We start from the raw sequence: 12086 nt of genomic DNA on the forward strand, positions 1-12086 counted from the left end.
TATATGTCACTTTGAGAAAAAATCTCGAAAATTGTCATAATATGACAACATCACTTTAAATTATTTATTGCGAACTAATGACTATAAAATATTGATTCATTTTAGAACATATATTCATAACATCCTATAACTACTTGATTACACTACAAAAAACTAGAGGCAATCTAAATGACAAAACAATAATATCTAGACCGCAATTGAAAAAACGTAAACCGATTTAGCAAAGTAATAGAAAATAATAAACTCACGAAGTAGAAAACGCCTTATTGTAATTGATACAGCGAGAAAACTGAAACAATTCTTATTTATACTGATAGTAAGACTGAGAATTAGTAAAGCTTATATCGGTTAAAACGTTATCGCACAAGGAATGCTCTTTCGACTAGCATTAACTATCATGCGAGCAACATGTATATTGTTAGATAACAACAATTAGATACTAAATTTTATTTATCAATTAATTGGTCTAATTTAAGGCAGTTACATAATTACATCATCCTCTTTTTTCTAGTTCATAACATGTTAATCTGTAAAAAATCACACTAAACAGAAGATTAACAAAGATAAAAATAGTAAGTTCTAATAGTGAAAAATCTTCTAAAGCTCTACTTCTCAATGCTATCATAGGTTGAGAATATGGGTAAAATTTATCTAAGTTTTCATTCAAAAACAATAAGACGAACCCGCCCATAGCGCCTAAAGCTGAAATGCCAATTGATTGACCAAAACTTCTAATTTTAGCATAGGCAAACGCTTGTATGCATAAAATTGATAAAGAGCTCAAAATAGATAAAAGTGTCCATTTTAAAGTTAATAGGACAAAAGAAGAGAGTTCAACATTAGCTACTTTTAAAGCTACAATATAAACAATTAGTACGAGGAATTGAATTGGAATGACTAATGCAGTAACGGTAAATAGCTTGCTTATCAGTAACTTTTTGATAGATACTGCATTTGAACATAACATTTCCAAATTTTTTCTTTCAAACTCTTGAATTAAAGATATTGCTATAAAAATTGCGAGCATTGGAGGATAAAGAATTTGAGTATAATAGAAAGTTAATTGTCCCCACATCACTTTATCCTGTGTACCATCAATTAAAACTGATTGATTAGCAAAATAGGTACCTAAGCCAATAAAACTTGATAATGCTACAAAAACAACACCAATTATTAAAAGCTGAATTTTATTCAGCTTTTTCCATTCAGCTGAAATATAATGCCTCATTTTCTTTGTCTCTCTTTCTTCAAAAATATACCTCTTACAAGAAGATATAACAGTAAACAATAAATTAGATATATTAAAAGTCTAAAGTATATTGATTGGTCAAATTTATAAAGATAGCTTGAATTATTTATTAGAGTAAATTTGTAAGGAGACAAATAAGAACAGCCAACCCACGGTATAGCGAATGTCCACAATATTGTAGATTTGGATGCTAATATTAAACCTATAAAGCCACCTATAAAACCTGATGATAACAATAAGCCTTGTTTATCAGTAAACATTGCGAAAGTTAAATAAAGGCAAATGAGACTGAAACTTGACAATAGTTGTCCTAAAATTTGAAGAATAGTGATTGTTAGAGGGACACTTACTCCGTTAACCATTGCAAATACATTCGTTGCAACTGTTTCTAAAATAGCCAATATCAAAAAGAAAACAGTTGATAAAATTAATTTACTGTAAAAAATTTGAGTTAATGTAGTTCCGTTTGATTCCTGTAGCTTAAATGTCTGTCCTTCAAGTTCATTAGAAACTATACGGCTATTGAAAATACTAATTGCTATGGGAAGAAAAAAGCTATTCATTGTTTGATTATTAAATAGCACACTAACTCCGTCATAACTTACTGAATTAATTTCACTACCAGTACTAACTGTATTCCACAAGAATCCAATTAACATGAGGAATATTGTAATAATAAACGATTTTGTCCTACGACTTTTCAATAATTCTATTTGTAAAGCATTAACCATTTTATAACTCCTTAGTTAATTCTAAAAATATATCTTCGAGATTTTCTTTTCTATGTTCTACACGAAAAATTGGAAAGTCTAGTTCAACCAAGAAACGGACTATATTAGCGATTTGCTCGTTATTAGCATTCCAGATTTTAATAAGTTTTGCAGTATATTCTACTTTTCTATTACTAAAACTATCACCAAAAAGATTTTTTAATTTTTCAATGTCAAATTTTCCTTCAATCTCTACCCAATTATTAGCATTTATTTTTTCAATTTCTCCCTCGTATACTAATCTCCCATGATTTATAATTCCAACTCTATCAGCAATCTGCTCAATTTCAGATAGAATATGACTAGAAATGAAAATTGTTAGTCCTGCCTCTTTAGCCAAACGAATAATCAATTCACGTATCTCATGAATACCAGAGGGATCTAATCCATTTGTTGGTTCATCCAATAATAATATCTGAGGTTCTTTTACTAAAGCAAATGCTAGGGCTAAACGCTGTTTCATACCCAAAGAGTAGGCTTTTACTAATTTTTTTCTATTTTTTTCTTCTGATAATCCCACAAGTTCAAGTGTTTTTAAAATATTCTCTTCTTTAAAACCTAACATTTTTTGAAAAACTAATAGATTTTCATAACCTGTTAAATTTGGATAGTATGAAGGTTCTTCAATCATTGACCCTATATATTTTAGGTAATCGTTTGATTTGTTAATTGGAGCGTTCATTACTTCAATTGAACCAGAAGTAGGTTCAATTAATGATAGAATCATCTTCATTGTCGTAGTTTTTCCTGCACCATTAGGACCAAGGAAACCATAAATTTCCCCTTTTCTAACTGTAAGTCTTTCTAAATCAACTGATGCTACTCCTTTAAAATTTTTCTTCAATTTTTTTAGTTTTATTACTTCTGTCATTGTATAATCCATTCCTTTCGTTTTAAATTTTTGTTAATGCCAACACTAAAGTACTAGACACTTTTATTACAAATAAATTTCTTGTAGTCCAAGTTATTCTTTTTTAAATCCTCGTGAGTGGATTTAATGACCTCACCTGTTTCATCATTTATAAAGATAACACTACCAACATAGTTCACAATATCCAAGTGGTGACTTACAATTAAGTTAATTAACACAACTTAATATGTAGCAGATAATAATACTTGAATGCTTAAGTAAAAAATTTCTATTTAAATGATTAACAACATTTTAGTATTTTAGTCCAAGTTGCTAGGTTACATTCGTGAGTAAGAGTAAGTACTACTCCGTTTCCAGCACCAATAATTTGGTCGAGTTCCGCCATACTTACTTCTTGTAGTGCATTTACTGCTGCGATTTCTGCGATACTTTGATTATTTGTTGATTCCATAGCTATTCTCCTCGTTTAAAGTAAATCAATATCAAGCATCTTTATCTTGCTACAGTTACATTTTATAAGTACAAGATAAAGAAATATTAAAATTCACCTTAAGAAATCCTAAAGATTTTAGTAGACTTACTTTTTACTTAAAATTTTTGATATACTATAAATATAGATATGGAAAATTCAAATTATTTTACTAGGAGAGCTTATGGATATAGAAACGCCTTTTTTAACTAGAAAAATATTGGTTGTTGATGATGATATTGCGTTAAACAATTCAATAAGGGAGATACTATCAGTTTCTGGTTTCAAAAAAATATATAGTGCATACAGCATCAGTGAAGGAATAGAGTCTTTTATTAATAATTCTATTGATTTGATTATATTAGATGTCATGCTTCCAGATGGGAAAGGATATTTACTATCAAAATACGTAAGAAAAAATTCTGATATTCCAATTCTTTTTCTAACAGCAAAAAATGAACCTGAAGATGAAATTCAAGGGTTACAATCTGGAGGAGATGATTTCGTGACTAAGCCTTTCCTTCCTAAAATTCTCATTTATCGCATAATTTCGCTTCTCCGTCGGTCGTACAAAGAAGACAGTAACATTATTAAATTAGAGAATTGCATTATTAATTTAGGAAATGCTATTGTTGAAAAAAATAATGAAAAACTTTCTTTAACCCCAATAGAAATTCAAATCGTTCGGAAATTATATGATAATAAAAACTATATTGTATCTACAGAGGCGATTTGTGATACCGTATGGGGCATTGATAGTTTTGGATATGAAAAGTCTTTAATGGTCCATATCAGAAATATCAGAGAAAAAATCGAACTTAACCCTTCAAAGCCACAATACTTAATTACTGTTAAAGGACTCGGCTATAAACTAATGGTATAGGAGCTTGTACATGTTTAAACTACGTGTAATAACACAATTTATTAGACGTTTTATTGTTTCAATCATAGTCATGTCCATAATAAACGTTTTTATTCTAGGATTTTTTGTTTTTAGTCAAGCAAATCAAACTAATGTGATGGACACAGTGAATAATCTAGTCAAACAACTTGATATCAGTTCTAATTCTGCCAAATTATCTAACTTTGGGAAAAAATTAGCTAATTCTAAAGAGGTATGGATTATGATTTTAGACTCTGATAGTGGCGAGGAAATCTATGAATATAAAAAGCCAAGTGAAGTCCCGACACAATATAACCTAGCTGACGTCGCTAAGTTTACACGTTATTATTTAAATGATTACCCCGTATTCGTACAAATTGTTAATAATAAGATCCTTGTTTTTGGATTTTCAAAAGATAGAGTTTTTAGATTTCCTTTCGATTATTATGAAAAATCCGACTTTCATAGCTTATTTATTTTAGCTTTTTTTCTACTTGGAATAAATTGTCTGTATCTATTAATTATTTATACCTACAGTACTAGATTAGTCCAACGTAAGATTACTCCTTTAGTTTTAGCGATTAAAAAATTACCAGAAGGGCTTAGTGGTTCTGTTTCAACTCAAGATGAGCTAAAACAATTAACGGAAGCTATAAATATTGCTGATAAAAAACTAAAAGAAGGTGAACTTTTTAAAGAAAATTGGATTTCTGGTATCGCACATGATATAAAAACCCCTCTTTCCGTCATTACTTCAAATGCTTCTCTTATTAGATCTGATACAGTGGATAAAAATCAATTAAGACGTTTACGTTCCATACTTAATGAGAGTTATTATATTCAAAATACTGTAAATGACTTAAATATTTTTGCCAGATTAACTAATAGCCCGTTCACTCTGAAATTAGAATCAGTCAAAATAATTCCATTCTTCAAGGAGATCATTATACAAATAATAAATCAAGAAGTTTGGGAAAATATAAATTTTTCATTTGAATTTGATGATGAACTTCAAAATAGTAAAATCTCAATTGAAAAAAACTTAATTTCACGTGTAGTTCATAATATTATCTATAACTCTATTCTCCATAATCCTGAGGGCTGTAATGTGAATATTAGTCTACACAGAGATAAAGAATTTTTAATAATTACAATTGAGGATGATGGCATCGGCATAGCAAATGATAAACTATTATCAATTTATGATAATAATAAAATCATTGAAGAATTTGACATCTCAGGAATTAGACGACACGGTATGGGATTAAAAATCTCAAAACAAATTATTGAAGTTCATGAGGGAACTTTTAAAGTGGAAAGTAAAGAGAATCAATTCTTTAAAGTTATTATTAATTTACCTCTAGAACATGATAATTATTAGTAGCCATAGCAGATAAAGTACCATTCTTTTTTATATTCGACAATAATTGCAAACGTCACAGAATATCTCACTGATTGATTAACAAAATTGTTTATTCAACAGAGACATTTTCTTGAAATTTTTGGTACATATTCTTGTTGTTATTAAAAATTTTCGCAAATGTTTCCAATCTTCTAACTAATGATTCATACTCATCAAGATAACGATCTAATTTCTCTTGTAATCTCCATATTTCTTCACTCACATGTTCTAATGAAGTTGATTCTGTTAAATTCAGTTTTGAAAAGTCATACCTTGCTAATTTTCGACTATTCGGATCATCACTCTTTAGATTGATAAGCACTTCTGCCATCTTGTTTAAGGTGGTGATTTTTTCATTTGTTTGAGTCAGTTTGACGTCTAGCTCTGCTATTTCTACAACCAGTTCGTCTTTAACGTCCTGGTATTTTTTGTCTGTCTCTGTTAACTCAATCAAGAGGTTAATATCAGAAATCTTTTCTTGAAGTCGCTCAACAGTCGATCTTCTGTATGGTATTACTCGACTATCGTTGGTTAGCTGTCTAATCAAGGTTCGTCCTTTTATATACTGATCCTTATCCGAATGCTCTTTGTTATAGACAAAGTATGAGGTTGTCTCACGGATATAGACTTTATATTTTGTCTGATTCTCTTCTTCAAGAATATCTAATTGATAGTTGGGAATAAAAATAAGACCGCTCTGCTTTATACCAAAAGACACCTTGATATAAACGCCCTCATCAACTAACTTCTTAATTTGATGTTCTGCAAGTTCCACTTCAAATTCGTGAACGGCATCTCGTTTTTCCTTAAATGTTTCAAAGGCTTCCTCAATCTCTTCAGTGGATACCTTATCCTTATCTCGTTCTTCTTGAAAAGTATGGTACTGCTCCTGTAAATTCTCTAATCCTTCTGAATCACCGACTTCCTTATTTTTAAAGTAATCTTGAAAAAAATTGACATCATATAATTTCTTGTCACTTATTTTTTTATGATTCAGACTTATCTGCTTTCCATTTTTTTCAAGTATGAAGGTTACATTCTTTTGTTTTAAGTCAATGGTTAGATTCAATTCTTTCGCTTTTGTCAGTAACTCTTCCAAAGAATTAACACGGTTCAACAAAAATTCTAATCGACTTTCAATTTCTATCTTGGCAAAATGTGTACGGAAAAAGTCTTCATCATATAGCTCTCGTTTACTGAGTTGGCGTCCTCGAATTGGCTTTGTCATAGCTCTATCTGTCATCATGAATCGACTATGCTTCTGACTAAAATCAATATGAACATGTAACTGCTCTGCTTTTTCCAAAAAATCCTTAGAGGACCTGGACTGCTGCATCAAAAAATAAAGGCGCTGTTTCAATTCAAATTTATGACTAATCTTCCTATATTTTTGATAGTCACGGTAGGAGAAACGCTTCTCGATAATTTTTGCCCCCGCCATTTTAGAAATACGGTCTGAAATCATACGAAGGTTTCGTTCCAAGGCATAATTCCATATCAACTTTTTATCTGAATTACGATCAATGGCGTTGATTAGGATGTGATTATGAACATGATCTTTGTCTGTATGAGTTGCTACGATAAACTTAAAGCGACCTCCTGTCAATTCCATCATAGTCTCGTAACCAATTCGATTGATTTCTTCTGGTGTTAAATTATCCTCAGGAGAAAATGATTGGATAAGGTGATGAGCATGAATATTTTGCTGGTGTTTTTCTTGTCGGTCATTTCTAGATTCGTACAACTTGTCGTTATTGGTAAAGTTGACATTGTACATTTCTACCATTTCTTCATAGCTAGGAAAGTCTAAGTAATTGCTCATGCCAAAATCAGATACCAATTTCAAATTGTCCGTTTTATCGGGATTCAGGATATACTTAATCAGACGCCTACGGTATTTTTTTCCGTGCGTTGCAAAGTGTTTAGTGACTACCATGAAACTCCCTCAGTCTTTTCACTTCCACTTGAAATTCTTTCTCCACTCCAGTAATTAATTCACCAACTCCCTTACTCAATTCTTGTAACTGTGCCTGAGAAATTAGATGGCTTTGGTTGATAGCACGCGCAATTTGATTGATGTTATTTCCAATCCGTCTCAATTCAAAAACTAACTGGTCATAAGTTTCAGTGTTAATTGTGACAAAAGACATATTGGGATTAATCAACACTTTTCTGGCATAGACCGAGAAATTTTGACAGTGACTCTTAGCAATTCGTTCATTCAATTGATGTAATTCTGAATCTGTTAGAAATACTTTTTTGAGATTGGTACGATAACGATAGACCATAGTAGCCTCCTATCTCATGTATTTTTCACGAAACTCACGACTAAGTGGCTGTACTTGATTGACTTCCGCAATCAATTCTTGAACGCAGGTCAATAAGATTGAAACGTGCTCTTGAGTCACTTGGTGATTTTCTCTTGCGACAACTAGAACTTCATGCACATCTCGACTAATTTGTTCCAACTTTTGAGACTGCCAAAGGGAAAACCATTCTTTGGCAGCTAACTGTTTGTCATCAGTCATCAAAATTTTATCCCTGACGAATGGTGAAAAGTGACGATAATTATCAACATCCATCATTTTTTCAATCTGTTTTAGCTCATCTGCGGTTAGATTTACCTCTTTTCGAATGTCACGGTACTGTTCAGACATCTATTTCCCTCACTTTCATCCTTTCTCGGGTAAACCCCGACCCCGTGTGTCATACGGGAAATTTCTTAAAGTCCTTGTTCGGTCTTTGCGAGCTCAGATATTGTGGACACAATATCCCAAAAATCATATCGCTAGCTGACGAAAACCTTCCAGTTTTGACAGCCAACGATAAGATAACTTGGTGGCTCCGCCCCCAAACCCCCAGCGAAACATCAAAGATTGATTTTCTTAGGAATGGTATTAGGATAATAGAGGTGATTTGGAAAAGGTATCACAAAATGAAAAATGAGGGTAAGAAAAAGAGAGCTGGATAGCTCTCGGAAAAGTGACTAAATATTTTTTTTATAAATCATCTAATATTTCAAAAGAGATTTTCTTACTTTTCAATAAATTACCATATCACCTGTAGTTATTTATTCTATAAGCAGATTTGGCTTATCTCTAAGCTCTGGAATAGAATATACTCTACCACTTTTAAAATATTTATAAGGTGTAGTATTCACTGTGACAACACCAATTTCTATAGTTTTAAATTGACCAAACTCTCTTTCAAACAGTGGCTTGTTTGATAACATGTTTGATTTTAATTTATTTAATTTTGCAAACTCTTTATATATGTGTGAATTAACAACACTTTTACATTGCTTTGTGTTCCTAGCAAGTCCAAAATTTTTTAAATCATAAATATATAAAGTATCATTATAAACAAAGACTAAATCCAATTCCTCAATCAAGGAATTATTTTTTACTAACATCTTGATTTCACTAATTTTTGACTGATTAAGATAATAATTAGTTTTACAATCTCTGTCGTAGACTTTTGCAATTTCTCTTAGTTCTGGTAATAACCTTTCATCAAAATTTTCTCGTATAAGTGTTGCCCACTCCCGTCCATTCTTCTTATTAAGAATATCACTTTTCAATATTCGATAAGGAAAGTATTTAGCGGACTCTAACAATGAAAATGTAGGAAGAATATCTACTTCTGAAAACTCCAGTATCGGTGCTCTAAACATTCTCATATTAGGTTCCCCAATGACACTGTTGATAGGCGTACTCTCATAGAAACTCTGATTATTTAGGGTTAAATTATCAATTACTAGCTTAGAATCATCATTTGAAAGTGATTGGTTCAAAGAAAAATCGTAAATGATGAGATTTTTTTCACAGATACTTAAATAATTATTTTCAAGTTTTAAAGCTCTTTTATCATCTGGCTGAGAAAGATAATCATTTAGACTATTTGGTGATATTTTTTTTACTTGCTGTAAATATTTCATTATCACTTCAATTTTTTTATCACCGATTATCAGTTCTTCATCTCGTGTATCGATAATGTATTTTGTAAAGTTTTCAAGAATTCTATTTGGTAAGGAAATACCTTTTTCCTTTGAAAATGAAATCTCATCGCGCTCATTCTTATTAACAAAAGGTAATAAATCAAGGTACGAATCTAGAAGAATTTTAGCAAAAAATAGTTCAAATAGATTACATAAAGCAACATAATTGAGCTCTTCTTTACTTGAATTTTGATGATATTTATACTCATCTGTTAAAAGAACTTGATTAATTATATGCTCTAGTGTAGATTTTAATTCACCTAAAAATACCCTAGGATCAAAGAAGATAAATGATTTTATAGAATTAAATTCAACTATCAGTCTGTCTATTGCATCAGGTACAGTTACTTTGTAATCAGTATCTAAATATAACGTAATTTTACTTAATACACTAGCAAATAACGTCAATTTCAACAATAGACTTTCCTTCTTATATAACTCCAGTTCCCTCTGAATTTTTCTATCTAATTCTACCTTAATATATCTAACAATTTGCTTAATCCCTGAATTTGTCAATGTAAAAGTTGAAGGTATGTCTAAATCTAAAAAGTGTAATTCATCTAAAATTTGACCAATAAGTTGCAATCCTCTACTCTGTAAAGAATCTCTCTTGAATTTTCTAAAATTATCCGGAAGTGAAATTGCAGCATTCTCAGTCACAGAGGCAGCAAAATATGTGACTAAGAGTTTATATAGTTCGTGCTGTTCATCAAGAATATCACTACAATTATTCAGCTCTTTATATAATAAATTTAAATCTGGTTGAAAATATGATTGATTTTTCATTGACACCTACCTCCATAGTTTAAGGCTATAAACGTTATTTTAAGGGCATAAATCCTAAAGGGATTCTAACCTCTGATTTCATATAACTTTTTCAAGCTACTTTTACTCTCCTTCATCATCTCTTCCTCCACCTTACTCCATTTTCCAAAGAGACACTCTTGTAGCACTTCTGCTGCGGAGCCTTCATCAGTTTCAGAATCGTAGATACAAGTTCTATCTCTTTGATAAATCTGAATCTGGTCAAAGAGTTTATCGCTTTCAAGCTCCTTTAGGTTATCAACCAAGTTCTCTACAAGCCCATCATGGTGTTCTTTTGGGGTTGCTCTGGCCTGAGTCGGATCTATGGCATAAAGCTCTTCGTAACGAATCAAGGTGCTGAGACAAGAAAGCTCTGGTTTGGTACCAATCACAGCTAAGGAAACTTGGTAACCTTTAGAAGATAATAATTGAGCAGTCTGACGAGGAACTTGAGTGGTTCGTAAAGTCCCTTCAATTAACAAATGATAACCACGTTTACTGAGTTCGTCAACCAGATGCTCTACCATTTTTCCTGCAAATCCCTTGGTATAGTCCACGCTGTCCTTGCCATACTTTTCTTGCAGGTCTAAGTAGTTGGGATGCTGAGAACGGTAGCTGTCACCATCGATGATAATGATATTACCTTGAAATTCTTTTTGCTTGATACGATGAATAGTCGTCTTACCTGCCCCGCTTTGTCCACCAAGTAAGATAGCTTTTGGTTGATCTGGAATTGTCTTTCCACGAGTTAGGGTTCGAATGGTTCGCTGTAAAGCCTTCTGAAACTCAGCCTCACTAAATTCTTCCAACCTCATTAAGCCACCACCCGATGATGCACCATGTCTAACATCCGCTCAATACCATCTAAATAGCCATTGTAACGCTCAATTTCATCGAAGGTATCGACAAGGTAAATCTTTGTATTGATCAATTCAGCCAAATCATCACTCATCAAAATCCAAGGATTCGATTCATCATCAAAAGCAATATCCTGACTATCCTGGTATCTATAAAGCTGTGATAATATGGCTGCTCCACGTTCTTTTATCACTTCTACTTTTAAAGTCAGTTGGTAATCTTCAACAGGTGTTAACATCTTGTCCTCTCCTACAATATCGACATAAGAAACGTTAAATTTCTGACAAATACGGTCAATGAGCTCTGTTGAAACAGTGCTGGTTCCATTTTCGTAGCGACTCAGACTATTGCGTGAAATCCCGACCATTTTCGCAAATTCTGGCTGTGTTAAATCGTGTGTTCGGCGTAGTGATTTTATATTGTCTCCGATCATAGATAAAGACCTCCTCATATTTTCTTTCATTATACCATAAAAAACGGATAACGCACCATATTTGGTGCATTATCCGTTTTTAGGTTTCTTCGCCTGCTTAAACTGTTCGATTCGTTTCTCCAGTTGTTCCGTGTTAAGTTTGTTTTTCGCTTCTTGGATTGATTTATCAAGACTTTGTTCCTCATCGGTGATAATGTCACTAGATATTTCCACTCTCTCACTAGACTTGAAACTTGAATCAAAGACCACATCTAGGAGTTGTTCTACTTTGGTTAGTTCAGTATCTGACATCTCAGATAGTCGATGAATCAGTCGTTTAAATTGATCCTGGTTCTGTTTTTTCTTTTGAA

14 protein-coding genes are annotated in these 12086 nt (G+C 32.0%); 2 read left to right on the forward strand and 12 right to left on the reverse strand.

Annotated features, from left to right (window positions below; translation table 11 throughout):
* Positions 1-493 precede the first annotated feature (493 nt).
* The 5 genes from SST111_RS06935 to SST111_RS06950 all read right to left on the reverse strand — a co-directional run bounded on the left by SST111_RS06935 (position 494) and on the right by SST111_RS06950 (position 3341).
* Positions 494-1228 carry an ABC transporter permease gene (locus SST111_RS06935; RefSeq protein ID WP_099810471.1) on the reverse strand — a complete coding sequence of 245 codons (735 nt, stop codon included), beginning with the start codon at positions 1226-1228 and terminating at the stop codon, positions 494-496.
* Positions 1225-1980, reverse strand: a complete 756-nt coding sequence (locus SST111_RS06940) for an ABC transporter permease (protein WP_099810472.1) — start codon at positions 1978-1980, stop codon at positions 1225-1227. Before SST111_RS06940 ends, SST111_RS06935 begins: the two co-directional genes overlap by 4 nt.
* Before the next feature lies 1 nt (position 1981).
* The gene (locus tag SST111_RS06945; RefSeq protein WP_099810473.1) at positions 1982-2890 is read right to left on the reverse strand and encodes an ABC transporter ATP-binding protein; all 909 of its coding nucleotides are present in this window, start codon (positions 2888-2890) and stop codon (positions 1982-1984) included.
* A gap of 53 nt (positions 2891-2943) precedes the next feature.
* Positions 2944-3108, reverse strand: a complete 165-nt coding sequence (locus SST111_RS12205; protein WP_153598978.1) for a hypothetical protein — start codon at positions 3106-3108, stop codon at positions 2944-2946.
* Between the two features lie 62 nt (positions 3109-3170).
* Positions 3171-3341 (reverse strand): lacticin 481 family lantibiotic, encoded by a 171-nt coding sequence (locus tag SST111_RS06950; protein WP_044980471.1) that lies wholly within the window; start codon positions 3339-3341, stop codon positions 3171-3173.
* 202 nt (positions 3342-3543) lie between these two features.
* Here SST111_RS06950 and SST111_RS06955 point away from each other — a divergent pair, with 202 nt between their 5' ends.
* A complete protein-coding gene (locus SST111_RS06955) occupies positions 3544-4242 on the forward strand; it encodes a response regulator transcription factor (RefSeq protein WP_044980470.1) in 699 nt (232 codons plus the stop codon).
* Positions 4243-4252: 10 nt separating this feature from the next.
* On the forward strand, positions 4253-5623 hold the full coding sequence (locus SST111_RS06960) for a sensor histidine kinase (RefSeq protein WP_099810474.1): 1371 nt from the start codon (positions 4253-4255) through the stop codon (positions 5621-5623).
* Positions 5624-5714: 91 nt separating this feature from the next.
* On the opposite strand, the gene SST111_RS06965 is transcribed toward SST111_RS06960, so the two are convergent.
* The 7 genes from SST111_RS06965 to SST111_RS07000 form a co-directional block, all read right to left on the reverse strand.
* Entirely contained in the window at positions 5715-7580 is a 1866-nt protein-coding gene (locus SST111_RS06965; protein WP_099810475.1) for an SAG1250 family conjugative relaxase, read from the reverse strand.
* Complete coding sequence (gene mobC, locus SST111_RS06970; RefSeq protein ID WP_099810476.1) at positions 7567-7932, reverse strand: plasmid mobilization relaxosome protein MobC; 366 nt, start codon at positions 7930-7932, stop codon at positions 7567-7569. Before mobC ends, SST111_RS06965 begins: the two co-directional genes overlap by 14 nt.
* Positions 7933-7941: 9 nt before the next feature.
* Complete coding sequence (locus SST111_RS06975; protein WP_099810477.1) at positions 7942-8301, reverse strand: SAG1252 family conjugative relaxosome accessory protein; 360 nt, start codon at positions 8299-8301, stop codon at positions 7942-7944.
* 413 nt (positions 8302-8714) lie between these two features.
* Positions 8715-10427, reverse strand: coding sequence for a hypothetical protein (locus tag SST111_RS06985; RefSeq protein ID WP_099810479.1), 1713 nt, complete (start codon positions 10425-10427; stop codon positions 8715-8717).
* Between the two features lie 65 nt (positions 10428-10492).
* A complete protein-coding gene (pezT, locus tag SST111_RS06990) occupies positions 10493-11260 on the reverse strand; it encodes a type II toxin-antitoxin system toxin PezT (protein WP_099810480.1) in 768 nt (255 codons plus the stop codon).
* On the reverse strand, positions 11260-11736 hold the full coding sequence (gene pezA, locus SST111_RS06995) for a type II toxin-antitoxin system antitoxin PezA (RefSeq protein ID WP_002935067.1): 477 nt from the start codon (positions 11734-11736) through the stop codon (positions 11260-11262). Before pezA ends, pezT begins: the two co-directional genes overlap by 1 nt.
* A gap of 69 nt (positions 11737-11805) precedes the next feature.
* Positions 11806-12086 (reverse strand): hypothetical protein (locus SST111_RS07000; protein ID WP_099810481.1); only part of this gene is annotated, 281 nt, incomplete at its 5' end.

The sequence above is a fragment of the Streptococcus suis YS161 genome, from assembly GCF_002760245.1.
Lineage (GTDB): Bacteria > Bacillota > Bacilli > Lactobacillales > Streptococcaceae > Streptococcus > Streptococcus suis_I.

What these genes read in the sequence shown, in the direction of transcription:
- mobC (WP_099810476.1), bottom strand. Translation starts at nt 7,932, where the DNA reads ATGGTCTATCGTTATCGTACCAATCTCAAAAAAGTATTTCTAACAGAT.
- SST111_RS06945 (WP_099810473.1), bottom strand. Translation starts at nt 2,890, where the DNA reads ATGACAGAAGTAATAAAACTAAAAAAATTGAAGAAAAATTTTAAAGGA.
- pezA (WP_002935067.1), bottom strand. Translation starts at nt 11,736, where the DNA reads ATGATCGGAGACAATATAAAATCACTACGCCGAACACACGATTTAACA.
- SST111_RS06960 (WP_099810474.1), top strand. Translation starts at nt 4,253, where the DNA reads ATGTTTAAACTACGTGTAATAACACAATTTATTAGACGTTTTATTGTT.
- SST111_RS06940 (WP_099810472.1), bottom strand. Translation starts at nt 1,980, where the DNA reads ATGGTTAATGCTTTACAAATAGAATTATTGAAAAGTCGTAGGACAAAA.
- pezT (WP_099810480.1), bottom strand. Translation starts at nt 11,260, where the DNA reads ATGAGGTTGGAAGAATTTAGTGAGGCTGAGTTTCAGAAGGCTTTACAG.
- SST111_RS06935 (WP_099810471.1), bottom strand. Translation starts at nt 1,228, where the DNA reads ATGAGGCATTATATTTCAGCTGAATGGAAAAAGCTGAATAAAATTCAG.
- SST111_RS06975 (WP_099810477.1), bottom strand. Translation starts at nt 8,301, where the DNA reads ATGTCTGAACAGTACCGTGACATTCGAAAAGAGGTAAATCTAACCGCA.
- SST111_RS06965 (WP_099810475.1), bottom strand. Translation starts at nt 7,580, where the DNA reads ATGGTAGTCACTAAACACTTTGCAACGCACGGAAAAAAATACCGTAGG.
- SST111_RS06950 (WP_044980471.1), bottom strand. Translation starts at nt 3,341, where the DNA reads ATGGAATCAACAAATAATCAAAGTATCGCAGAAATCGCAGCAGTAAAT.
- SST111_RS06955 (WP_044980470.1), top strand. Translation starts at nt 3,544, where the DNA reads ATGGATATAGAAACGCCTTTTTTAACTAGAAAAATATTGGTTGTTGAT.
- SST111_RS06985 (WP_099810479.1), bottom strand. Translation starts at nt 10,427, where the DNA reads ATGAAAAATCAATCATATTTTCAACCAGATTTAAATTTATTATATAAA.